The sequence below is a fragment of the Thermostilla marina genome (assembly GCF_054657455.1).
The window spans coordinates 1,521,982-1,545,611 of sequence record NZ_BAAHYR010000001.1; the positions used below are offsets into that span (position 1 = coordinate 1,521,982).

Sequence of the window (23,630 nt, forward strand, 5' to 3'; positions counted from 1 at the left end):
CACGGTGGAGAGAGCGATGGCGGAAGCAACTGGGCGTTTGACGTGCGATTTGAGCGGCCGGACGGCGTTGATCACCGGTGCCGCACGGGGAATCGGTAAGACGATCGCGACGACCTTGGCAAAGAACGGTGCGAACATCGCTTGTGTCGATGTGAACCCCGAGGCGCTCGAGACCGCCGTCGAAGAGATTCGGGCCCTGGGAGTGGAGGCCGAAGGATATACCTGCGACGTTACCGACAGCAGCCAGGTGGATGAGACCGTCAAGGCGCTCGTGAAGCGTTTCGGTGGTCTCGACATCCTCGTCAACAACGCGGGAATCACCCGCGACGGATTGTTGCTGCGGATGAAAGACGAGCAATGGGATGCCGTACTCAATGTGAACCTGCGGGGAACCTTCCTGTTCTCCCGAGCTGCGGCACGTCCCTTGATGAAGTCGAAGTGCGGGCGGATCGTCAACATCGCCAGCGTGTCGGGGTTGATGGGCAACCCCGGACAGGCGAACTACTCGGCCTCGAAAGCCGGCGTGATCGGGTTTACGCGAACGATTTCGAAAGAGCTGGCCGCTCGTAAGGTGACCGTCAACGCGGTGGCGCCGGGCTTTATTGCCACCGAGATGGCGCACGCCCTGGGCGAAGAAATCCTCGAACGCATTCAACAAGAGACGCCGCTGGGCCGTCTTGGGGATCCGCAAGATGTAGCGGACGCCGTGCTGTTCTTGGTCAGCGACGCCGCAGAATTCATCACCGGAACGGTCATTACGGTAGATGGCGGTTTGACGGTTTGATTGTGTTTGCCTAGATTGGCCAGCTTGCTGCTTGGTGATGTGGACATAAAAGGGGGAATACGGTAATCTTGACGGGCTGCCGGAGCGGTCCTTTGCGTCGACGGAGGTTGCGACGGCAGATTTGCTTTAACTGTTAGGCGGTTGTCCCCGGTTCGCTCGTCGTTGCACGGGCACCGACGACCGGGGCGGAGAGCACATGAGGAGGAGAACAAACGTGGCTTCGGTTGAAGAACGGGTCATCGACATCGTTGCCGACCAGCTTGGGGTCAGCAAGGACGAAATCACGCGCGATTCCCACTTCGTCAACGATTTGGGTGCCGACTCGCTGGATCTGGTCGAGTTGGTGATGGAACTCGAAGAAGAGTTCGACATCGACATCGACGAGGAAGATTCGGAAAAGATCCAGACCGTCGGACAGGCCATCGAGCAGATCGAAGCGGTACTGGCCGGGGGTAACGGGGAAGGCGGAGATTCGGAAAGCGATTCATGAAACGTCGTGTCGTCGTAACCGGACTCGGAGTCGTCACCTCGCTGAGCTGCCGGGTGTCGGACCTGTGGGAACGCGTGTGTCGCGGCGAAAGCGGCATTCGCGAGATCACCGGTTTCGACACTTCGCAATTCCGCGTCAAGTTCGGTGGTGAGATTCGCGATTGGCCGCCCGAAGGGTATCTTGATCCCAAAGACCTGAAGCGAATCGATCTCTTCGGACAATACGCCTTGATCGGCGCGATCGATGCGGTTCGCGATGCCGGGCTCGATTTCTCGAAAGAGAATCCTCGACGTTGCGCAGCCATCATCGGTTCCGGTGTCGGCGGATTGGGCGAAATCGAAACGCAGCACAAGCGGCTGTTGGCCAAGGGCCCCGAGCGGGTGTCGGCGTTCACGATTCCGAAAATGATGCTCAACGCAGCGGCCGGCCACGTATCGATTCATTTCGGATTGACCGGGCCTGCCTACGGCGTTGTCACAGCCTGTGCCAGCGCGTCGAGTGCCATCGTCGAAGCGATTCGGACGATTCGTTACGGCGAGGCCGACGTCGTCATTACCGGCGGCAGCGAAGCCGCCGTGACGCCGTTGGGGATCAGCGGCTTCTCCGCGATGCGAGCGCTTTCGGAACGCAACGACGCACCGACCGAGGCAAGCCGGCCGTTCGATGCCGATCGCGATGGCTTCGTGCTCAGCGAAGGCGCGGGAATCGTCGTCCTCGAAGAGTACGAACGGGCCAAGAAACGCGGGGCGCCCATCTACGCCGAAATGCTCGGGTACGGGGTCAGTTCCGACGCAGGTCATATCACGCAACCCGACCCGCAGGGAGCAGGGGCTGCATTGGCCATGTCGAATGCGTTGGAGGACGCCGGGATTTCTCCCGATCGCGTGGCCTACATCAACGCACACGGGACGAGCACCCCCCTGGGAGATAAGGCGGAAACCGCGGCCGTCAAATCGGTCTTCGGCGACTACGCGAAGCAGGTGAATATCTCCAGCACGAAGAGCCAGCTCGGGCATCTGCTGGGTGCCAGCGGAGGCGTCGAACTGGTTCTCAGTATTCTCGCCATTCGCAACTCGACCATTCCGCCGACGATCAATTACCACACCCCCGATCCCGATTGCGATTTGAATTACACGCCGAACGAAGCCGTGGAACGGCCCGTTCCCGTGGCGATGTCGAACAGCTTCGGCTTCGGCGGACACAACGTGTCGTTGGTGGTCGGTGAGGTCGGAGCCAACGCCCAGTGAGATAATTTGCCCTGATTGCGCATTTTGCCCGACGCATTAACACGCGTCGGGCTTTCGTCTTTTCTGGGCGGGGAAGCGTGAAGAGACTGCCGATTCGTCTTGTCGACTTTCTCTGCTTTGCCTTATACTGCCCGCTGATTTCCGGGACTTGTGCGCGTTTCCTTCAGCAAGGAGGCTGAAGTCATGCGTTTTCGGCGGATGGACGGCCCGTCGCGGGCTGAGGTTTACATGACCGTTCGCGCCTCGGCGTGGATGGCCGGGGTTTGCTTGGTGTTGTGTTGCCGGCCGCTCTCCGTAGTGGGCCAAACGACCTTGCCGCCGTTGGCTTCTCCGGCAACTCCGATCGCCGATCAACGAGCGACCGACGTCCACCGGGACGATCGGGTCGAGCCCGCCTCGAAGGTCGAAGAACGGCCGACGGCTCTGTCCGAGATCTATACACCCCGGTACGCCCAAGTAACCGGCGGAACGGGCACGTTGCCGCACGAGCACGGGCAGGTGTGGCGAGAGTACGATATTTCCCCGTTCACGCTGCGGGTTGCGTCCACCAGCCACCCCGAGCAGTTGATCATCGATTGGATTCTTCGCGAAACCGGGTACGAGATTTGGCATTCCGACGTCGTTTCGGTTTTATCTTCCGACGGTAGTCGACTGCGCGTTTACCATACGCCCGAGATTCAGGCCGTCGTGGCTCGAGTGGTCGACCGTTTCGTTCGTGCGGCCGCCGATTCACGGTATTTCAATTTTCGAGTGGTGACACTTTCGGATCCGCAGTGGCGTGCCAAGGCCCGCGGTGTCATGCAGCCGGTGCAAACGCAAACCCCCGGCACGGCGGCCTGGGTGATGGATCGTGAAGATGCCGTGATGTTGCTCTCGGAGCTACGGCGCCGCGTCGACTTCCGGGAACTGAACAGTCCGCACCAAATGGTGGCGGCGGGGCGGTCTACCGTACTCAGCTCATCGAGGGCGAAGAACTTCATCCGCCGGGTTACGCCCCAACCGAACGTATGGCCCGGATTCGTCCGCGAGATGGGGGCTGTCGACGAAGGTTACGCGTTGGAATTCAGCCCACTGCTGTCGGTCGACGGCAACGAGGCCGACCTGGTGGTGAACATGCAAGTGAACCAAGTGGAAAAGTTCGTGCCGGTCATCTTGGACGTTCCGACGACCGTCGGTGGCGTGGAACGCGTCAAGATCGAAGTGCCGCAGACCGTGCAATGGCACTACCAAGAGCGATTTCGTTGGCCTGCCGATGCCGTATTGCTGATCGACTTGGGTATGGTTCCCGTGCCCGAGTCGGAACAGCCTCCCCAGGCATTTCCCGCCTTTGCCCTGCCGATTCCCAACGAAAAACCGGGGCGTGCGAACGCGTTGGTGTTCGTGGAATGCCAAGAGGCACCCGCTCGCGGGCCTGCTGCGAGCATTGCCTCGCCGATCGATCGATCGTACAACGGCCGCTACTAAACGTTGTCGAACGGTATGTCGTGCTGTGGAAGGGACCGGTGCTTTCCGCATGTGGGGGAGCGGCTTGTTTTGCTCTCCACCGGTTTGGGGGCGGGGCCGTCACGCCTCGACGATCGCGTTGCCGGGTGATAACATACGTTGTTTACGGTATGCCTGCGGGCTGATATGCGCAGGGCAGCGTGTGCATCTGTCCCACCGACGAACAGTTCCGGCCTTCGAGTCAACGGGGCTGAGTAGGAATCGAGGTCTGCGAGAATGACGACGACGCGGGACCGCGTGGTAGTGACGGGAATCGGATTGATTTGCCCCCTGGGAAACTCTACCGAGGCGTTGTGGGATGCCTTGCGTGAAAGACGCAGCGGCGTGGGGCCGTTGACGACGCTGCCCGAAGGGGCCGTGCCGGTGCGGTGTGCCGCCGAGGCGAAGCAGTTTACCGGCCACATCAAGGAATTCGGCGACCTTCCGGCGGAGAAGAAGAAGACGATCCGCAAGGGGCTGAAGGTCATGTGCCGGGAGATTCAAATGGGCGTTGCGGCGGCCGAGTTGGCGATTGCCGATGCCCGGCTCGGCGATGCCGGATTCGAGCCCGGCCGAATCGGTGTCGCGTTCGGCAGCGACTACATGATCACCGAGCCGGACGAGTTTACCGAGCCCGTCAAGGCATGTCTGAGCGAAGATGGCTCCTTCGATTACAGCCGATGGCCGACCGACGGCATGGCGCGCATGTCGCCGCTGTGGTTGTTGAAGTATTTGCCGAACATGCCCGCGGCCCACATCGCGATTTACAACGATTTTCGCGGCCCGAGTAATTCCCTCACGTTGCGCGAAGCGACACCGAACATGGTACTTGAAGCGGCGCGGAACACGATCTTGGCCGACCGCGCCGACGCCTTGGTCGTCGGATGCACCGGCACGCGGCTACACGTGCTGAAGACGATCCACGCGCTCCAGCAAACCGAGATCGCTACCGGCGAAGGCATGGCACCGGAGACGGTGAGTCGCCCGTTCGATGCCGATCGAACCGGAATGGTGTTGGGAGAAGGGGCGGCCTGCTTGATCGTCGAGCGGATGGATAAGGCACTCGAAAGGGGGGCGGTGATCCAGGCCGAGATTCTTGGGGCCGCATCGAACACGGCCGTGGATCGGAACATGGTTGCCGATCCGCGAAAAGCGATGGCGCTTGCCATGGCCGAAGCGATGCGGCGAGCCGGACTGGAGCCGGACGAAATCGACTTCGTCGTAGCACACGGCCTGGGAACCCGTTCGGGCGATGCCGCCGAGGCCCAGGCAATCCGCGACGTATTCGGGGATCGCGATGTGCCGGTCACGGCGCCGAAGAGTTACTTCGGCAACCTCGGAGCTGCCTCCGGCGTGGTCGAGACGATTGCCGGTATCTTGTCGCTTCGCGAAGGGGTTGTTTGTCCGACGTTGAACTACGAGACGCCGGATCCGCAGTGCCCCGTGCATGTCGTCACCGACGGTACCGTTCCGGCCGGGCGACGGTTCTTGAACGTCAACGTTTCGCCCCAGGGACAAGCGAGTGCGGCGGTCTTGGCTCGCGTCGAAGCGTAAACGCCGCGTCTCATCCATATCGGTGACGGTGTCCCGTTGGGGGGTGTCGGGCCGCCTCACTTGACACCCAAGCGAGGGACCGTTATCTTATCGAGATTGTTTGTGCTACAAACAGTAGCACTGAGGGGGCGTTTTGCGCCGATTTGCCTTGGGTTGCGTTGGGAGTGCGTTGATCCAGGGGTAAAATGACGTTTTGACGGAGTTGCCCGCCGGGGTGGTACGGTTGCGGGCCGCGCAACACGTTCCGTTACCGCTCGCCCGACAGCGTCGGGCGGTTTGTGTCCTTAGGCCCACGTTCAACGGGGAATACCGGTAATCGATGAACCCTCGCGAAATCCTTCGGATCGTGGACGCGATCCACCGCGACAAGAACATCGACAAGGAAATCGTGTTCCAGAGCATCGAGGCTGCGCTGCTGTCGGTGGCTCGTAAGCGGTTTGGTGACGATGCGGATGTGACCATCAAGATCGACCGTGAAACGGGCGTAATCTCCGGAACGCGCGAGGGTCAAGACCTTGATCCCGAGGAGTTGTCGGCGAGAATCGGGGCCCAATCGGCGAAACAGGTGATCATCCAGAAGATTCGCGAGGCCGAACGCGATACCCTGTACGCCGAGTATGTCGAGCAGATCTATCAGTTGGTGACCGGAACGGTTCAAAAGATCGAACGCGGAACCGTGTCGGTCGCGTTGCCGAATATCGAGGCGATCCTGCCCCGTGGCGAACAGATCCCCGGTGAGCAGTTTCATCACAATCAACGTGTTCGGGCAATCGTTTGTGAGGTAAAGAAATCGGGCACGCGGCTGAAAGTGATTCTCAGTCGCACGCGGCCCCAATTCGTGCAGCGGCTGTTCGAACAGGAGATTCCCGAGGTCGACGAGGGCGTCATCGAAATCAAGCAGATCGCTCGCGAACCGGGGTACCGAAGCAAGGTGGCTGTGGCGACGACCGATCCGCGAGTCGATTGTGTCGGTGCGTGTGTTGGTGTTCGGGGGAACCGTATCCGAAACATCATCGACGAATTGAGCGGAGAGCGGATCGACATCGTCCGCTGGGACGACGATTTGATGGTCTTGATCCCGAACGCCCTGCAACCGGCCGAGGTCGACGAGGTCATCCTCTGTCAAATGCTCGGGCGGGCGATCGTCCTGGTCAACGAAAGCCAGCTGCCGTTGGCCATCGGAAAGAACGGGCAGAACGTCCGCTTGGCCAGCAAGTTGTGCGGGTGGGATATCGAAATCATGACCCGCGAAGAACTCGACGAGCAACTGGAAAAGGCCTTTGTCGGGTTCGGTGCGCTCGATGGGATGGATGAAGCGTTGGCCGATCGCCTGGTCGGAGAAGGCTTCCTCTCCTACGACGATCTTTCCGTCATCGAGCCGGACGATCTGATGGAAATGGGAGGACTGACGGCCGAGCAGGCGGATCATATCATCGAGCAGGCCGAGATACTCGCCGAAGAGGCCGAGCGGCAGGCGAAGGCCGAACGCGAGGCGGCTCGACAGCGCAAACGCGAACAGGCGATCGCCGAACAGGCGGAAGCGGCAAAAGCCGCCGCTGAATCGTCGTCGGAGGAAGGTGCGCCCGCGGAGCCGGCCGAGTCGTCCGCCGATGTCGATCAAACGCCCTCCGAAACGTGAGGCTGCTCGAGCGATTGCGGACTTGCCGATCGATTCGCCGGGCCTCCTTCGGAGAACGGGCTTCGCGGAGCTCCTTTCGAACAGCGGACTGTTTCGATAACGCAGACCGGGCGGTGCACCAGTCTCGGCCTGCAAACATGGGAGGACGCTCGAGATGGTGCACTAGGAATCAAAAGCATCGATGCTGGGGATTTGGCGGGTGCCCCCGTCGAAATCCGGAGGGAGATTTGTGTCGAAGATACGTATTTTCGCCCTGGCGAAACAACTGAAGATCGAAAGCAAAGACCTGGTTGCCGTTTGTAACGAGCTGCAACTAGGAAAAGGGTCGGCTTTGGCCAGCCTCACCGAAGACGAAGTCGAGAAGGTTAAGGCCTATCTCAAAGAAAAGTCTCAAGGCGGCGGACGAACGGCAGCCGGCTCAGGGGCTGCGCAAGAGGGCGTGCGGGCGATCAGTCGAGAAGATTACATCGCCCCCGGCGGCACAAATCGCATTGAACCGATTCCCGTGTTGCGGGCCCGACGCTCGCCTCCGACCCTGAAATCGACCAAGTCCGCTTCGGCACCCGCAGACGAGCCGACCGAACGCAGCGACGAAACCGTGCATCACGAAACCCCGTCGGTGGCAGCGTCGGCCGGCGAGGCGGTCGCCGTTGAAGAAGCCCCGGCGGCTCCCGTCGACGAAGTTGCGACCGTCGCGACTCCGGCAGAAGAAGCCCCGGTCGCCGAGCAAGAAGCCGTAGCTCAAGCCGAAACCGTCGACGAGACGGCGGCCTCCGGGACGACCGCGGCCGACGTGGAAACGCCTTCGCAAGAGGAGGAAGCACAGGAGCAGGAAGCTGTCGCCGAGGCGGCGGAGACCGCTGCAGCCGAGGAGGCTACCGAACAAGAGGCGACTGAAGAAGCGGCCGACGAAGGCGGCGTCGCCGAGACGGAAGAGCACGCAAAGCAGCAGACACCGCTGCCGCCCGTTCCTCCCGTCGATCCCAAGGCCCCGGTGCGACCGCTGGACGCCGGGCCGACGCGATCGCCCGACAAGGCCGCGAAGCCGCCTCGTGAAAAGGCGAAACCCAAACCGAAGTTGCCTCGGTTGTTCAAACTGGCACCCATCCCGAAGGCAAAACTTCCGACGACGCCGAAGCCCGATGAGCAACCGGCTCAAAAGCCGGAAATCCGCTTGAAGCCGAGCGCCTTGGGAAGCAAACCGCTGGCCGAGCACATGCGCCAGCAGGAAGCCCGGCGCAAAGGAAAGAAAGAAGGCGATGTCAAGGAAGCCGGTTCGGTGCCGTTGTTGCCTCGCCAGCGCGGGCGCCGTGGAAAGCTCGACGAAGAACTCGAACGCGAACGCGGGCCCAAGGGCGGGAAACGCAAGCGGACGGAGCGTCGTGTTCGTGTGGAAGACGATGACGATTCGCCGCTGACTGCCCCGACGCCGCAGGTACGGCAAACACGTCTGCGCCGTACTGGAAAGACATCGACGGCTGCTCCGCGAAAGGGGACGGTGGTGCTCGAGTTGCCTTGCACCGTGCGCGATTTCACCGAGGCACTGGGTGTGCCCGCGCAGACCGTGTTGGCCAAGTTGCTCGGAATGGGAATCATGGCGAACATCAATGCCGTGCTTGATCCCGAGACTGCCGAGTTGCTGGCGATCGAGTTGGGGGTCGAGGTCGAGTTCCGCAAGGAAGTCGACCCGGAAGAGAAGGTGGCCGCCCTTTGGGATTCTCTCGACGACGAGAGCCGTTTGGCGCCGCGCCCCCCGATCGTGACTTTCTTGGGCCACGTCGACCACGGAAAAACCTCGTTGTTGGACCGGATCTTGGATTTGAACGTGGTCGCCGGAGAAAAAGGGGGCATCACGCAACACATCAGGGCGTATCGCGTCGAAAAAGACGGTCGCGCGATCGCATTTGTCGACACGCCCGGTCACGAAGCATTTACGGCGATGCGGGCGCGGGGAGCGAACGTGACGGATATTGTCGTCTTGGTAGTCGCCGCCGATGACGGCGTCATGCCGCAAACCGAAGAAGCGATCAACCACGCGAGGGCCGCAGGTGTCCCCATCGTCGTGGCTTTGAACAAAATCGACTTGCCGGGGGTCGTTCCCGAAACGACGCTTCAACAATTGGCCGGAATGGATCTGCTTCCCAGCGAATGGGGAGGCGATGTCGAAGTCGTACGCACCAGCGCCCTGACCGGACAGGGAATCGACGACCTGTTGGAAACCGTCCTTACACTGGCCGAGCTTTACGAATTCAAGGCCGATCCCGAACGTCCGGCTTGCGGAACGTGTCTTGAGGCGGAGGTTCAACCGGGACGCGGCGTCGTGGCGAAGGTGCTCGTCCAAAAGGGGAAATTGAAAGTCGGCGATGTGGTCGTCTGCGGCCCCGGCCACGGTCGCGTGAAGGCGATGTACGATACGCTGCAGCCCCGCAAACGACATTCCGAGGTGGGACCGTCGACACCGGTCGACCTGGTCGGTTTGGACCAGGTGCCCGACGCCGGAGATCGCTTCTACGTGCTGGATGACATTGCCGAGGCACGTCGCATTGCCGAGGCGAGAGCCGAACGGCTGCGCGAGCAGGAACTCGCCGAACGCCGACCGCACGTGACCCTCGAGAACCTGTTCGAGCGACTGGAAGAAGATCAGATTCGCACCTTGAATATCATCTTGCGGGCGGATGTCCGCGGCTCTCTCGAGGCCGTCTTGAAGGAACTCCAGAAATTGGAGCATCCCGAGGTCCAAATCAAGGTGCTCCAGGCGATGGTCGGCGGTATCACCGAGGCCGACGTTCATCTTGCCGACGCTTCCGACGCGGTCATTTTGGGATTCAACGTCGTACCCGACGAAAAGGCCCGTCGATTGGCCGAGCAGCTGAAGGTCCAAATTCGGCGATACGACATCATTTATCAGCTTACCGACGATTTGAAAGCCGCGTTGGAGGGCATGCTCAAGCCTGCCGAGCAGGAAATCGACGTGGGCCGGGCCTTGGTGCAACGTGTGTTCCACATCAGCCGGATCGGCTCGATTGCCGGTTGCCGAGTGTTGGCGGGAATCGTGCCGCGCGACGCGAAGCTGCGGGTGATTCGCGAGAATCGCGTGATCGGTATCTATCCGATCGAGTCGTTGCGGCGTGAAAAAGACGATGTCCGGGAAGTGCGCGAAGGAATGGAATGCGGCATCAAGTTGGCCGGATTCAATGACGTCAAAGAAGGGGACATCCTCGAAGCCGTTCGCGTGGAAGAAGTGCAACGCTCGCTCGACGAGTAACTCGGGCAGCGAATGTGATTGCATCGGGAGGCTGGGATGACCTCACGGCGTGTTTTAAAAATGGCTGAGGCGGTGCGACAAGTCGTCAGTTCCGCCATCCTGTTCGAACTGAAGGATCCGCGGGTACGTGATGTGACGGTGACTTACGTCGAAGTCGCCGCCGACATGCGGTCTGCCAAAGTGCACGTCTCGGTGATGGGGGATGAAAAACGGCAAAAGCTGGCGCTTCGCGGGTTGGAAAGCGCCGCTGGTTTTTTGCAGGCCCGATGTGCCGACAAGATCGACACGCGGTATACCCCCAAATTGAGATTCTTCCTCGACCAAGGCGTGAAGAAATCGATCGAAGTATCTCGCATCTTGGCCGAGGTCTTGCCTCGCGACGAAACAGCAGCCGGAGACGACCGGCAGGAAGAAGACTTCGGCACGGACCCGGCCGACGAAGAGCACGCGGGCGATGCCTGATCAAGCCCGGCGAAGCCGCGCCGGATCGGTACGCAACGCGAAACGGGTGATGTTCCGGCCAGAGGAGCCCCCGGGACATCGATAAGACAGACAGCCTTCTTCATGAGCGATCAGGGGAACCATGGGCGCGAGCAATCGAAGTCAACAGTTCGTGCGACTGTTCAAGGCACTCAAGAAAGCGTACAAGCCCTTCGTCCCGGACGAAGACATGCCCCTGCTCGACAGCTTGCTCTTTGCCGCATGCCTGGAGGATACCCCGTATACCAAGGCCCGCAAGGTGTACGACCGCATTCGCGGCGAGTTCTTTGATTGGAATGAAGTTCGCGTAAGCTCCATCCGAGACTTGGTCGAGGTGATGACCGAGCTCCCCGATCCTGCGGCGGCCGCCGCCCGGGTGAAGCAAACGTTGCAACACGTCTTCGAGAGTCGGTTTTCCTTCGACTTGGAAGGACTTCGACGAGAGAAACTCAAGGCCGTCGTTGCCGAGCTTGAAAAGATCGACGGCTGCGACCAGTTCATGATTTCGTGCGTGATTCAATGGCAATTGCAAGGGCATAGCATTCCGTTGGATCGCGGAGCCCTGACCGTGCTGAATTTGCTGGGATTGGCGCGCGAGGAAGACATTCAAGCAGGTACCGTGCCGGGGCTTGAACGGGCGATTTCCAAGAAAGACGGTCGTGAATTCGGGAGCTTGTTGCACGAGTTGGGAGCGGCGTACATTGCCAATCCGTTTTCCACGAACGTGCGCAAGTTTATTGTCGGGCTGCGTCCCGAGGCGGCCGAGCTGCTGCCGACGCGACGTTCCGCCAAGCGACGACGTGCGGCGATCGAAGCGAAAAAGGCCGAAAAAGCGAAAGCGCGTCGTCGTAAGAGCGACCAAGAGAAAACCGAAAAAGTGGAGCCTGCGGCCGATTCGGCCGGCGAGAAATCTGCCCGCAAGAAAGCGAGCTCCGGCAAGAAGAAGGCGACGACGAGCCGAAAGAAAGCTTCCGGAGCCAAGAAAACCGGTAAGTCGGCCAAAACGAAGAAGACCGCCAAGCGGAAAACCGCGTCGAAATCCCCCAAGGCTAAAAAGGCGGCGAAATCCTCTCGCCGAAAGCCGCGGTGACGGCACTCGATTGCTTCATCGAAGACCGGCAAACGGTACCGAATACGTCATACCAGCCGAATCCGGTAGCTGCGTTCGTTCCGTCGGTCGGCGAGCGCAATCGCGTCGCTTTGATGGTTCTTCTCCTGTGCGGAGTCTTCACGGGGAGCACAGAAATTCGCTCGGCTGCGGCTGTTCCCCGCGATACCGACTCTACCCCGTCCGTCGAAACGCCGGCCGATCCGGGGGAAGATGCCCGCCGGGCGCTGCTTCTCTTTTCGCTTGGTTCTTCCTACGAGAACGAGAAGCGTTACCTTGAGGCGGTATCCTGCTTCCGGCAGGCAAATGTATTCGCACCGAATAGCCCGACAGTGATTACCGCTGCCGTGAACGCTGCATTGCGGTCCGGTTTGCGCGACGAAGCTGCCGAGCGGATCGCTGCGGCCGTGTTGATGACCGATTTCGAACCGCCGCGTGAATGGCTTCGGTTTGCCGCACGCTACTTGGCGCAGCGGGGAGAAGACCCTCTTGCGGCGGCCGTCTATCGCCGGCTGGTGGCGAATCTTACCTGTGAAGATCAGGAAGAGGTCGAAGCCGTAGAGACGCTGTGCCGTCTTGCATGCAGTTTGTACGCCTTGGGCAAGGTCGACGAGGCGGCGGATGCCTTCGAGCAAGCGAGGTCGATTGCCGCAACGTGTTTGAGCGAGGGACGCGATACGGAACGAAAAGCGACACTCGCGGCGGTACGCCATGTGTGGCCGGCTGTTCCTTGTCTTCTGGCAGCCGAACGGGACGATGCGGTGCCCTTGTGGTTTCGCTTGGTCGACGCAATTCCCGATGATCATGCCCGGTATGCGATTCCCGAGGCGTTGTGCACCGCAGCGCGTCTTCAATGGTTGTGGGAACAAGGTAAAACAGAGGCGGCGACCGCGTCGTTGTGCGCCGAAGTCGAGGCGGGGCGGCCGATCGCCAAAGAAGTACTCGACGTGATCGCAAGCCTATCCGAACCTCAAGCAAGGCGATTGTCGGCGGCACTCGAAGCTCGAGCCCGCGAAAACCCGGCCGAGCGATCGACTTTTTTCTTGCGACTCGAAGCTGCTCTGCGCAGCGACGACGAAATCACGGCAACACGCCTGTTGCACGATGGCTGGCCGACGATGATGGCCGGTATCGATCCGGTCACGAGGAAGCCCGGCGTATGGTTCCGCGAGGCGTGGAAAGATGTCCTTCAGGACGAAAGTGATCAAATCGCGAGCGATCCGGCCGTCGCTTTGGTTTGGCTGACGGCCGTCGACGGTGAGAACGATCGGACGGATCGGGCGATCGCGTGTCTATTGCGGGAAAGTCGTGACTATTCGATTCCGGCAGCCGTGGCCCGACTGTTGGAATCGCGGGAACGATGGGCCGATGCCGCGCGGTGTTATGCGCTCGCAGCGCAATGCATCGACGACTCGGCGAATGTGCTCCGCCTTTCGCTGGCGCTGAACGCGGCGCGATGTTGGAATGCATCGGGCGAATATGGTCGGGCACAGGAACTGATCGATCAGTTGCGGCGTAGCCTGCCGACGCTCGATGACGCGCAACGCGAACACATCGAGCTGTCGATCACCGCGACCGAGGCCTCGCTTGCCGCAGCCGAGGGTGATATGCAGAGGGCGGTGCAATTGTGGATGCTCGCCTGGAAAGGTTGCAAGCGGGCGACCGTTGATCGATTGACACGTCGCGAAATCGGCCTTGCTTCGGCGGGACTGCTGCTATCGACGGGAAGACGTCGCGAGGCCGAAAGAATCCTGCTTGATCTCGTCGCTGAGTTTCCGACGTGTGATCGTGCGTTGAATGACCTGGGATACTTGTGGACCGAAGAAAGACGACATCTTGCGACAGCCGAAATTCTCCTTCGGCGCGCCGTTCTCTTGGTACCCGATCGAGCCGCTTATCGCGACAGTTTGGGGTACCTGCTGTACGTGAACGGACACGTGGATGAAGCGATCGCGCAACTGGAACAGGCGGTGGCAATCGCAGAGGACCCTGCTATATTAGATCATTTGGGAGATGCCTACGCGGCCGCGGGACGCATCGAAGACGCTTTGCGCGTTTGGACGCGTGCCGCCGAAGTATGCGAGCATGAAAACGACAATTCCAAGCGGTTGTCGCTTCGAAAAAAGATCGATAAGTGGCAGGCCGACGCGCCGAAACGCGATGGCGGCCGGTAATGAACACCAAGCGAAGTGAGCGAGTTCCATGGCTGGTCATTCCCATTGGGCCGGTATCAAGCACAAGAAAGCGGCCAATGATGCCAAGCGAGGGAAGATCTGGAGCAAGATTTCCAAGGCCATTATCGTCGCGGCGCGGATGGGCGGCGGCGACCCGAAAATGAACCCGCGATTGCGCGTCGCCATCGAGGATGCCAAAGCCGCCCACATGCCCAAAGACAACATCGAGCGGGCGATCAAGCGCGGCACCGGCGAACTCGAAGGACAGCAGGTCGAGGAAGTCGTTTACGAAGGTTACGGTCCCGGCGGTGTGGCCATCTTGTGCGAAGCGCTGACCGACAACCGGAATCGAACCACCGCGGAACTACGCAAGATCTTTGAAGTCGGCGGCGGGAAGATGGGAGCCGCCGGAAGCGTCGCTTGGATGTTCAAGAAAAAGGGAATCTTCGTCGTTTCGGCCGACAAGGTCGACGAAGAAAAGCTGATGGAAGTCGTTTTGGAAGCGGGCGGCGAAGACATTCAACCCGACGACGGTCGCTTCGAGGTTACCTGTGACCCGGGACAGTTTTCCGACGTGAGCGAGGCGTTGGAAAACGCCGGGATCGAATGCGAGTCGAAATCGGTGTCGCTCATCCCCAATGACTATGTCGATCTCGATACCGACACCGCACGTAAAGTGTTGAAATTGCTCGAGCGGCTCGACGATCATGACGACGTGCAAAACGTCTCGTCGAATTTCAATATCCCCGACGAGCTGATGGCCGAATTGGGGAGCGACGGTTAGTCGATCGCCGCGGAATGCCCGTAGGCTGCACGACGCTGTTCCAGGCGGGAGGATGATGCGTGTCGCGAATCGTGCGTCTTTCCATTTCGCTGGAAGAGGATCTGCTCGAGGAGTTCGATCGGTTCTGCCGGGACGAACGATTCGCTACCCGCAGTGAAGCCGTTCGGCAGCTCATTCGCGAGACGTTGACTCGCCGCGCATGGATGGACGATGCCGGCGACGTTGCCGGGACGTTGACGCTGGTATTCGATCATCACCGGGCAAAGCTGCGCGATCAGCTTCTCGAATTGCAGCACGATGCCGGTGATCTGATCGTCTCGACGATGCACACGCATCTCACGCACAGTTTGTGCATGGAAGTGATCGTATTGCGCGGTCCGGCGGTGCGGGTGCGTGAGGTGGCCGCTCAATTGAAGGGGCTGAAGGGAATCTTCCGCGGCGAGTTGGTCATTGCTCGGGCCGAAGACGTACCGGATGAGTCGACCGACTGATACGAGATCGCGTTCCCGCCTCTGAGGCGTTTTCTTGGTCTTGACCCGGCGCCGAGCGGCTGCACGTTCGACATGCCTTGATCCCCGATTGGGCCGTCGTCTTGGCGGGGAAACTCCCCCGGCGCCATCCCTACGTTTTCTCTCGAAGATAGCAACCGGCGAACTTTCGCCGTCTGTGTGCCGCCCTGTGTCGGCGTGATTATACTCGTAAAACCGCCGCATGTTTTGTCGGTTCTACGATACGCACAAGAGGAAGAACGAAATGCCCGGCCGAAAACCGCTTGTTGCTGTACACCTGATCGGAATCGTGGTTGTTTCCCTGGCGATCGTAGTACGAGGAGGTTTCGTACGCGCCGAAGCATCGGACCGCTCGCTTCCCGCGACGTCTCGAATCGAATGGAGCGAGTCGGGAATTTCGCGGATCGGTGGTCGCTTCGACGGTACGTGTCGCTTTCGGGATCAGGGCGGTGTCTCGGAGGTGTTCTTGGGCGATCAGGGGTACATTACGCTGCCGGTCGAAAAGCTTTTCACGCCGAACGAGGGCACCCTTTCGTTTACCGTCGTGCCCGATTGGAATGGTGACGACGGTGAAGCGCACACGTTCGTCCATTTGGCCGACGGACAGTGCCATGTGACCGTCTTCAAGACCGACAACGGGCTGTTGCGTTTTGCCTACCGTGGTCGCCCCGAAGTCCATGTTGCGTGCGATCTGGATGTCTCGCATTGGCGGCCGGGTGAACGTCACGACGTTGTGGTCGGTTGGCGCCCGGATTTCCGCGGTGCGCTGTGGTTGATGTTGGAGGCGGATGGCCGCCGCGCGTACAAGAACAACGCTGTGATTTTTTCCGGTGCGCCTACCGCGATTTACGTCGGAAGACGGGGGCCGGCGGCGCAACCGGCGCAAGCGTGGATCGGTGACTTGCGCGTCGCAGCAACGCCGCCGCGTTTGCCGTATGCCGACGGACCGAAAGAAGACGTGGTTGCCGTCGTCGATTGCAATGTGCGACGGCCGTTGCGACGCGTGCACGATTGTACGACCATCTGGAACAGTCGCCAGCGTCCCATTCCTTTCGACGAAAACAGCCCGGAATACCGCCTCTTCCGTCAGGCGGGTTTCCGCATGGTGCGGTTGGTCGCGTTCTCCGAAGGGTGGCTGTGGGGAACACGCGTCGAGCTGGACGATGCCGGACGGCTGGTGACCGACTTCTCGGACTTCGATCGGTTGCTCGACATTTTCTTGTCGGCCGGTGCCGAACCGTATGTGCGATTGGCGTATCATACCCCCTCGGCACTCGTCGATCCGTCGATTCCGAAAACAGAACGCGCGTATGCACCGCCGGCCGACTTGGCCTTGTGGGACGAGTTGATGACGCGGATCGTGCGACACTTGGCGGTCGAACGGAAGGTGCCCGTCCGTTACTGGGTGACCGCACTGAACGAGGGGGATTTGCCCGTCGGTCGCGGACAAGCTGTTCCCGAAACGATCTACCGCTTGTACGAGCGAACCTCGCAAATCGTGAAACGAATCGCTCCCGACGCGAAGGTCGGCGGTCCGGCGTTGGCCCGTTCGATCGACGCTGCGGGAAAGCCCTCGTCGATGCTGGTCGGGTTCTTGAAATACTGCCGCGAGCACCGATTGCCGCTGGATTTTCTGTGTTTTCACGCCTACCGAAAGGCCCATCCTCGGGAATACGAGGCGGTGACGCGGGCCATTCGTTTGGCGGTCGAGACCTATTATCCGGAACAGGCCTCGGCAATGGAGTACGTGCTCGATGAATGGAATCAGTGGGCACGGACGGCGGAGCAAGACGACGAGTTCGGCGCTGCGTACTTGGCGGCCGCGCTGCATTATCAACGCCGCGCCGGATTGACCAAGTCGAGCATCGTCAGTTTCAACCACTTCCTGCCCGTCGAGCAAGCACCGGTCACGTTGATCGAGCACGAGGGTCCGTTTTCTCGCAGTTCCGAAAGCCCGGTATGTTACGAACCGGGCATGTTCACCTGTGCCGGGACAGCACGGGAAGGCTTTCGGTTGCATCCGCCCAACGGAGCGGGAACGTACAGCTTTTGCCGCGTGGAGGTCGACGTGCCGGAGAACGGTGATCCGCGATTGGAAGTCGGAACCGGTGTCGTGCGTTTGCCGGTCGGCGGGGACGGCTGCGGATTCCAGTTGTGGGCCGACGACGGGGCTCGTGCCCGGAAGTTGCTCGACGTCCATGTGCGTCCCGACCAATGGACGACGCATCGCATTTCTCTGGCCGCTTACGCCGGAAAGCGCATCCGGTTGGAGTTTCGAACGAACGCGGGGCCGGCGGGGAAATCGACCGCCGACTGGGCCGTATGGGGGGATCCGCGGTTGACTGTGGCCGGGGAGAACGGCGCCGTTGCGACTGCCTGGCGGTTGTTGGACGATCCCCGACGGGCCGTTGCCGGAGCCCGACGGGAAGGAGTGAAGTTTCATTACGACGATCAAACGATCGCCCGCTACAGCGGTCTGCCGTTGATCAAGGGATTCGTGGCGACGACACCATATTTCGTGTGGGTGATGCACAATCGCCTGGCGGACGACGAGGTGCACGTGTCGGTTCCCGGCGAGGACGGCATCTTGGAAGACGATAGCGGCGGACTGACGGCCACCGCCGACGCGAACCGCGTCGTGCTGTTGTTGTGGCATTTCGACGTGTTGCGTCCCGAATCCCGTCGCTGGCACATCGAGTTGAGGCAGTTGCCGTGGGATGCCGCCCGGCTTCAAGTCAACGAGTACCGAATCGATCGCGCGCACAACAATCCGTACACGCGATACGTGCGCGAGCAGGGAGACGACAACAACGGTCGCTACAACTTGGAAACGGCCGCCTTGGAAGAAACGTCGCGCACCCGCATCGACCTGAACGAAGGCCGCGCCGCGTTGGACGTCGTGTTGCCGAACATGGCGGTGTCGCTGATCGAGATTCGCCCCGAATAGGCCCGCCGAAAGGTTTTTACCTCGCCGCTTTTCGCACATGACCTCTCCGGGAAAAGCCTCGTTTGGAAGCCGTCTCGTGGGATTTGGGATGGATCGTTGACCTCACTGCCGCAGCGGTATTACAATGACTCAAATGGTAATACCAGTCGCAGTGGTTTGCGGCCTGGAGGAAGCACCGTGAGTCGGGTTCTGTGGTCGACGAGGAGGGACGTCATGTTACGGCAACTGGTTGCCGGTGCGATCGTGTTCGGGATGTGGTGTGTCTGCCCGACGGCAAACGGGCATTTCCTGGTGCTCGTTCCCGATCGCGACGTGGTAGATTCACCCCAAGAGCGAGACGTTACGTTGGATATCCGGTTCACGCATCCGATGGAGCGCGGGCCGGTCATGCAAATGGAGGAACCGTCTCGGTTCGCCGTGCGCATCGGCGATCGCACGATCGATTTGAAAGATCGATTGGAAGCCCGCCAAATCGACGGCCACCAAGCCTTCACCGCCGATGTCCGTTTGGCGATGCCGGGCGATCACGTCTTTTGGATCGAACCGGCACCGTATTGGGAACCCGCCGAAGGGAAGATGATCGTCCACTTTACGAAGGTCGTCGTCAACTTTTTGGGTAACGAATCGGGCTGGGACAAATCCGTCGGATTGCCTGTCGAGATCGAGCCGTTGGTGCGTCCGTACGGTATCTGGACGGGGAATACGTTCCGGGGAATCGTGCGGAAACACGGAAAGCCGGTACCGTTCGCGACGATCGAAGTCGAGTATCTCAATGACGCGGGTGACGTGACCGCGCCGAACGATGCGTTTGTGACGCAGGTGATCAAGGCCGACGCGCAGGGGACGTTCAGTTACTCGATTCCCAAGGCGGGATGGTGGGGCTTTGCCGCATTGGTCGACGGCGACGAACCGATGACGGCGCCGACCGGTGAGAAGGTGCCCGTCGAGTGGGGCGGGTTGTTGTGGGTCAAGGCGGTCGATATCCGCTGATCGCCGGGCGAAAACGTCGATGTCGAGGAGCCCTTCGGCGGCGACTCGACGGTTCGAGCAGGCGCGTCCCTGGTGCGGTGACGATTCATGCACATTCCCGACGGCATCTTGAGTGAAACGACTTCCGGCAGTATCGTGCTGGCCGCAGGCTGGGGGCTTGCCGTCGGCGGCATCGCTCTGGGCTTGCGCCGTCTGCGCCCGGAGCGGTTGCCGGAGGTGAGCCTGCTGGCCTCGGCGTTTTTTGTCGCCTCGTTGATCCAGATCCCGATGGGATTCACGACGATCCACCTCGTTCTTTCGGGATTGTTGGGGATGCTTTTGGGGTGGACTACGTTTCCGGTCGTGTTCGTCGGCGTGTTCCTGCAATACCTGTTGTTTCAAGAAGGGGGAATTACCACCCTGGGACTGAACACGTTCAACATGGCGGCACCGGGGGTCGTGTGCTGGTACCTGTTTTCAGGACTCGTTTCGCACGACGATGTGCGCCGGGTGGCGATCGGAGGCGCTTTGGCCGGGGCGTTGAGTGTGCTCGTGGGAGCCGGTTTGGTGGCCGGTGCGATTTGGGCGTGTGGACGCGATTTCCGTGTCTTCTCGCTGGTCGTCTGGGCGGGAGATGCCGTCGTAGCGATCATCGAAGCCGTTGTAACTCCCTCGATTGTCGTCTTTTTGCGGCGAGTAAGGCCGGAAACGCTCGATGCGCCGCGTTTGGCAATGCGGGAATGGTGACGTTGGAAAACGGGAGCGAATCGGTGAACAGAGCAAATCGTCGCGAGGGCGGGACGACTCGGCGATACCTGCACGCGGCCGCCTTGGTGATCACGTTCTTCAGCATGGGGCTCTCGGCGGAGACGGCCGCCGCGCACCAGGTGTATGTCTTCGCGGCGCCGGTCGGCATGCGGATCGAAGGCCGGGCATACTTTCGCGGCGGTAGCCCCTGCAAGCACTGTCCGGTACGGGTGATTACCGAGGACCAATCGGAACCGGTCGTGATCGAGACGGACGAGCAGGGCAACTTTTCGTACGAAATGCCCAAACCGCAAGATGTGCGAATCGTCGTCGATGCCGGGGAAGGGCACACCGCAGAATATACGATCACCGCCGAAGAATTCGGCACCGAGGCAGGCGACATCCAAACGGCGGCGGCCGAATCGGAATCGGCATTGCCGAAAGAGGGGCCACCTCAAGGCGATAAAGTCGCGTCTGCCGCAGTTGAGACATCCGGCGAACACGAGCCCGGAGCCGAGAGCGACGCAGCCGTGCAAGTAGCCGCGCTGAGAACGCAAATCATCCGACTGCGCGAGGATGTCCAAGCACTCCGCGAGCGATTGTGGTTGCGCGACATCTTGGGCGGTATCGGTTTCATCTTGGGATTGACCGGCGTGGCCTACTATTTCGCCATGCGGAAGCAATCGGTCGGGGCGTCCGAAACGCGTCACCCGACGAGCGAAGAAGACGGCGATCTCGCATGAGTACGGCGCCGCTGGTATTTCGATTCGATGATCGGTTGCGGCATTCCCCGTTGAACCGAATCGATCCGCGAACGCGCGTGCTGGTGTTTGTCGCCTTTGCATTCACCACTGCGTTCTTACAAAGCGAGTCGGCGCTGGTTGCGGGGTTGGGGACCGCCCTTCTCGTGGCAGCGATTGCGCGCTTGCCGGCCCAATGGTTTCTGCGGAGATTGCTGCCGGTCAACGTATTCGTGTTGGTGATGGCGCTTGTCGTGCCGTGGAGCGTGGAAGGTCGGCCGTTGGCGACGGTCGGCCCGTTGACGTATTCGGCGACCGGGGTGCTGGTCGTATGGCATACGGCCTTGCGGGCAAACGCGATCGTGGCGGTGATGTTGGCGTTGCTGGGCACGATGGAATTGCCGATGTTGGGCCATGCGCTCGCTCATCTGCACGTGCCCGACCGATTGGTGCACTTGTTGTTGTTTGCGGTACGGTATTTGGAAGTCTTGTTCGGCGAATACGTTCGCCTGCGAACGGCGATGCGACTGCGCGGTTTCCGGCGTAAAACCTCGCGGCACGTGTATCGGGCGTTCGGATACTTGATCGGCATGTTGTTGGTGCGTAGCCTGGAACGTTCCGAACGCGTTGCGCGTGCGATGCGATTGCGGGGTTTTCGCGGCCGATTTTACCTGTTGGATCATTTCCACTTTCATTGGATCGACTTGCTTTTCGTGGCGGCGGCGTTGATCGTGTTGGCGTGTATGATCGTTCTCGAAGTGACGGCATGAGCGAACCTCTGGTGCGACTGAACGACGTAACCTTCGCCTACGCCGAGCATTTGCCGGTGTTGTGCGGATGTTCGTTCGCGTTGCGCGCCGGGGAAAAGGTCGGCCTGATCGGTCCGAACGGAAGCGGCAAGACGACGTTGTTGGGGTTGATCGTCGGTTTGCTTTCGCCGAACTCGGGAACGGTCGAAGTCTTGGGAAAGGTGCGACGGCGAACGGCCGATTTCGACGAGATTCTCGGTCGCGTGGGGCTGTTGTTTCAGGATTCCGACGATCAGCTTTTCTGCCCGACGGTAGCCGAAGACGTCGCGTTCGGTCCCTTCAACCAAGGGAAGACCCGAGACGAAGTCCGGCGGATCGTGCGCCGTACGTTGGACTCGTTGGGCCTGTCGGGTATGGAAAACCGGATCACCTATCGGCTGTCGGGCGGCGAAAAGCGCATGGTCGCCCTGGCGGCCGTGCTGGCGATGGAGCCGGACGTTCTACTTCTGGACGAACCGACGGCGGGGCTCGACGAAACGGCCGTGGAACGCGTGCGCGAAGCGGTTGCACGATTGCCGCAGGCGATGCTCATCGTATCGCACGATCGCCCGTTTCTCGAAAGCACGGTCGATCGACTCGTCGAATTGCGCGACGGGGCCATCGTTCCGGTCGATGGCCCGACCGACTGCGCGAAACGGTCAGTACCGTTGCAGTAGGCTCAGTAAAGTGCGGTCGAGCTGGTGACCGTGCCAATCCTCGTACTCGATGTCCGTTCTACCCGAATCGAGAATCCCGAAGGGACCGCGGAAGTTCCACAAGGCGTACCCGATCCCGTGGCCGGTTAGGATGTCGAGGACGTCTTCGAACCAGCCCAGGAAGACGCGATAGGGCGTCTTGTTGAAGCAGCCGCATTCGCCGCAGTGAACGCCGATTCCGCTGCGGGCGAGTTCTCCCCAAGGACGGTAAAGCTCTTCCAGCGTTTCCCTTCCGATTTTGATCGACCCGTCTTTGTTGAGGATCGGCCACGTGGGGGTGGGGAACTTGCTCTCCTTGTCGACCCAGCTTGCTCGGTAGTGACTGATCTGGGCCGGGTAATAGGCGTGGGTGCTTTGCGCGACCTTCGTGGGAATCAGCCCTTCGACGACGTTCCGACCGACCGACAGGCCGTCGACGATAATGATGCGATCAGGAGAAACGGCACGAATCGCATCGATCGCGAGCTTCATGACCCGGCAGTAGTCCTCGGCGGTCATGTAGCCTTCCTTCGGCGTGGGAGCCTCGTTCACAAGATTGAAGCTGACCTGTTCCCGAGGAAAACCGCGGTAGCGTTTCGCGAACAGCGTCCAGTGGTAGACGAACGCTTCCTGCGCCGTTTTGTCTTTCCAGAGCACGAGGGGTTCACGATCAGGATTGTTGATGCAATAGCCGGGAGCCCGGTGAAAGTTGAGATTCACATGTAGCCCGTACTTCACGCAAAGCTCGACCGCGCGATCCACTTTTTCGAGCGTACTTTCTTTGATCTTGAACAAATCGTCCGGGCGGAGTGTGCGGGTTTGCCGCCAATCGGAGTCGATCCACATCCAGTAGTCCATCGGGAGTCGAACGAAATCGAAGCCCCACTCGGCCATCCAGCGTAAATCGTCTTCCCGCACAGTCATGTCGCCCGGTTCATCCGAGCTGAAGGCCTGGAAGAAATTGATCAGGTTGAAGCCTCGCCATCGAGGCAGGGCTTGCTTGGGCGGCTCGATCGACTTCTCGGCCGCGGGCAGGCGACCTCCGAGCGAAGCGGTCAGCGTGAGAGCACCGGCGGTTTGCAAAAATCGACGACGCGAAGCGGTGTGCGACATGATTTCCCCCGTTCGTGACTTGGCGTGGCGTGAAAGGTAGGCCTCGGGCATTCCCGTGTATCCGTCCAGAATGCACAGAGCCGCACCGCAATGCAAGCCGACTTCGCACGCTTTG

The 23,630-nt window shown here is 60.6% G+C and carries 19 protein-coding genes; 18 read left to right on the plus strand and 1 reads right to left on the minus strand.

The genetic code is table 11. The annotated features are described in order from the left end of the window. The first annotated feature begins 16 nt into the window (after positions 1-16). From fabG to ACYQ2I_RS05540, 18 genes are all read left to right on the plus strand, one after another. Positions 17-784 (plus strand): 3-oxoacyl-[acyl-carrier-protein] reductase, encoded by a 768-nt coding sequence (gene fabG / locus ACYQ2I_RS05455; protein WP_460165988.1) that lies wholly within the window; start codon positions 17-19, stop codon positions 782-784. A 214-nt stretch (positions 785-998) separates the two neighbouring features. After that, positions 999-1,274: an acyl carrier protein gene (gene acpP, locus ACYQ2I_RS05460; protein ID WP_460165989.1), complete on the plus strand. Its 276-nt coding sequence runs from the start codon at positions 999-1,001 to the stop codon at positions 1,272-1,274. Then, positions 1,271-2,521 (plus strand): beta-ketoacyl-ACP synthase II, encoded by a 1,251-nt coding sequence (gene fabF, locus ACYQ2I_RS05465; protein ID WP_460165990.1) that lies wholly within the window; start codon positions 1,271-1,273, stop codon positions 2,519-2,521. Before acpP ends, fabF begins: the two co-directional genes overlap by 4 nt. A gap of 183 nt (positions 2,522-2,704) precedes the next feature. Further along, complete coding sequence (locus ACYQ2I_RS05470) at positions 2,705-3,985, plus strand: hypothetical protein (protein WP_460165991.1); 1,281 nt, start codon at positions 2,705-2,707, stop codon at positions 3,983-3,985. A gap of 255 nt (positions 3,986-4,240) precedes the next feature. Next, positions 4,241-5,557, plus strand: a complete 1,317-nt coding sequence (locus tag ACYQ2I_RS05475; RefSeq protein WP_460165992.1) for a beta-ketoacyl-[acyl-carrier-protein] synthase family protein — start codon at positions 4,241-4,243, stop codon at positions 5,555-5,557. Positions 5,558-5,876: 319 nt separating this feature from the next. After that, positions 5,877-7,196, plus strand: coding sequence for a transcription termination factor NusA (gene nusA, locus ACYQ2I_RS05480; protein WP_460165993.1), 1,320 nt, complete (start codon positions 5,877-5,879; stop codon positions 7,194-7,196). 229 nt (positions 7,197-7,425) lie between these two features. After that, positions 7,426-10,461 carry a translation initiation factor IF-2 gene (infB, locus tag ACYQ2I_RS05485; RefSeq protein ID WP_460165994.1) on the plus strand — a complete coding sequence of 1,012 codons (3,036 nt, stop codon included), beginning with the start codon at positions 7,426-7,428 and terminating at the stop codon, positions 10,459-10,461. A 60-nt stretch (positions 10,462-10,521) separates the two neighbouring features. Beyond that, positions 10,522-10,923 carry a 30S ribosome-binding factor RbfA gene (rbfA, locus tag ACYQ2I_RS05490; RefSeq protein WP_460165995.1) on the plus strand — a complete coding sequence of 134 codons (402 nt, stop codon included), beginning with the start codon at positions 10,522-10,524 and terminating at the stop codon, positions 10,921-10,923. Positions 10,924-11,044: 121 nt separating this feature from the next. Further along, positions 11,045-12,031, plus strand: a complete 987-nt coding sequence (locus ACYQ2I_RS05495; RefSeq protein ID WP_460165996.1) for a hypothetical protein — start codon at positions 11,045-11,047, stop codon at positions 12,029-12,031. Next, positions 12,028-14,223, plus strand: a complete 2,196-nt coding sequence (locus tag ACYQ2I_RS05500; protein WP_460165997.1) for a tetratricopeptide repeat protein — start codon at positions 12,028-12,030, stop codon at positions 14,221-14,223. The genes ACYQ2I_RS05495 and ACYQ2I_RS05500 overlap by 4 nt, the downstream gene beginning before the upstream one ends. A 28-nt stretch (positions 14,224-14,251) precedes the next feature. Then, complete coding sequence (locus tag ACYQ2I_RS05505; protein ID WP_460165998.1) at positions 14,252-15,007, plus strand: YebC/PmpR family DNA-binding transcriptional regulator; 756 nt, start codon at positions 14,252-14,254, stop codon at positions 15,005-15,007. Positions 15,008-15,066: 59 nt separating this feature from the next. Then, positions 15,067-15,498, plus strand: coding sequence for a nickel-responsive transcriptional regulator NikR (nikR, locus tag ACYQ2I_RS05510; protein WP_460165999.1), 432 nt, complete (start codon positions 15,067-15,069; stop codon positions 15,496-15,498). A gap of 262 nt (positions 15,499-15,760) precedes the next feature. Continuing rightward, on the plus strand, positions 15,761-18,463 hold the full coding sequence (locus tag ACYQ2I_RS05515; protein ID WP_460166000.1) for a GH39 family glycosyl hydrolase: 2,703 nt from the start codon (positions 15,761-15,763) through the stop codon (positions 18,461-18,463). Between the two features lie 213 nt (positions 18,464-18,676). Beyond that, positions 18,677-19,453 (plus strand): DUF4198 domain-containing protein, encoded by a 777-nt coding sequence (locus tag ACYQ2I_RS05520; RefSeq protein WP_460166001.1) that lies wholly within the window; start codon positions 18,677-18,679, stop codon positions 19,451-19,453. Between the two features lie 87 nt (positions 19,454-19,540). Beyond that, the gene (gene cbiM, locus ACYQ2I_RS05525) at positions 19,541-20,179 is read left to right on the plus strand and encodes a cobalt transporter CbiM (RefSeq protein ID WP_460166002.1); all 639 of its coding nucleotides are present in this window, start codon (positions 19,541-19,543) and stop codon (positions 20,177-20,179) included. 23 nt (positions 20,180-20,202) lie between these two features. Continuing rightward, positions 20,203-20,922: a hypothetical protein gene (locus ACYQ2I_RS05530; protein WP_460166003.1), complete on the plus strand. Its 720-nt coding sequence runs from the start codon at positions 20,203-20,205 to the stop codon at positions 20,920-20,922. Continuing rightward, positions 20,919-21,689 (plus strand): cobalt ECF transporter T component CbiQ, encoded by a 771-nt coding sequence (gene cbiQ, locus ACYQ2I_RS05535; RefSeq protein WP_460166004.1) that lies wholly within the window; start codon positions 20,919-20,921, stop codon positions 21,687-21,689. The genes ACYQ2I_RS05530 and cbiQ overlap by 4 nt, the downstream gene beginning before the upstream one ends. Beyond that, on the plus strand, positions 21,686-22,384 hold the full coding sequence (locus ACYQ2I_RS05540; RefSeq protein ID WP_460166005.1) for an energy-coupling factor ABC transporter ATP-binding protein: 699 nt from the start codon (positions 21,686-21,688) through the stop codon (positions 22,382-22,384). The genes cbiQ and ACYQ2I_RS05540 overlap by 4 nt, the downstream gene beginning before the upstream one ends. Here ACYQ2I_RS05540 and ACYQ2I_RS05545 read toward each other — a convergent pair. Beyond that, positions 22,367-23,515 carry a cellulase family glycosylhydrolase gene (locus tag ACYQ2I_RS05545; protein ID WP_460166006.1) on the minus strand — a complete coding sequence of 383 codons (1,149 nt, stop codon included), beginning with the start codon at positions 23,513-23,515 and terminating at the stop codon, positions 22,367-22,369. The two genes, ACYQ2I_RS05540 and ACYQ2I_RS05545, sit on opposite strands and share 18 nt — an antisense overlap. Positions 23,516-23,630 lie beyond the last annotated feature (115 nt).

Coding starts and splice junctions, on each gene's coding strand:
- fabG (WP_460165988.1), top strand. CDS start 17: ATGGCGGAAGCAACTGGGCGTTTGACGTGCGATTTGAGCGGCCGGACG.
- fabF (WP_460165990.1), top strand. CDS start 1,271: ATGAAACGTCGTGTCGTCGTAACCGGACTCGGAGTCGTCACCTCGCTG.
- ACYQ2I_RS05470 (WP_460165991.1), top strand. CDS start 2,705: ATGCGTTTTCGGCGGATGGACGGCCCGTCGCGGGCTGAGGTTTACATG.
- ACYQ2I_RS05475 (WP_460165992.1), top strand. CDS start 4,241: ATGACGACGACGCGGGACCGCGTGGTAGTGACGGGAATCGGATTGATT.
- nusA (WP_460165993.1), top strand. CDS start 5,877: ATGAACCCTCGCGAAATCCTTCGGATCGTGGACGCGATCCACCGCGAC.
- rbfA (WP_460165995.1), top strand. CDS start 10,522: ATGGCTGAGGCGGTGCGACAAGTCGTCAGTTCCGCCATCCTGTTCGAA.
- ACYQ2I_RS05495 (WP_460165996.1), top strand. CDS start 11,045: ATGGGCGCGAGCAATCGAAGTCAACAGTTCGTGCGACTGTTCAAGGCA.
- ACYQ2I_RS05505 (WP_460165998.1), top strand. CDS start 14,252: ATGGCTGGTCATTCCCATTGGGCCGGTATCAAGCACAAGAAAGCGGCC.
- ACYQ2I_RS05515 (WP_460166000.1), top strand. CDS start 15,761: ATGCCCGGCCGAAAACCGCTTGTTGCTGTACACCTGATCGGAATCGTG.
- ACYQ2I_RS05520 (WP_460166001.1), top strand. CDS start 18,677: ATGTTACGGCAACTGGTTGCCGGTGCGATCGTGTTCGGGATGTGGTGT.
- cbiM (WP_460166002.1), top strand. CDS start 19,541: ATGCACATTCCCGACGGCATCTTGAGTGAAACGACTTCCGGCAGTATC.
- cbiQ (WP_460166004.1), top strand. CDS start 20,919: ATGAGTACGGCGCCGCTGGTATTTCGATTCGATGATCGGTTGCGGCAT.
- ACYQ2I_RS05540 (WP_460166005.1), top strand. CDS start 21,686: ATGAGCGAACCTCTGGTGCGACTGAACGACGTAACCTTCGCCTACGCC.
- ACYQ2I_RS05545 (WP_460166006.1), bottom strand. CDS start 23,515: ATGTCGCACACCGCTTCGCGTCGTCGATTTTTGCAAACCGCCGGTGCT.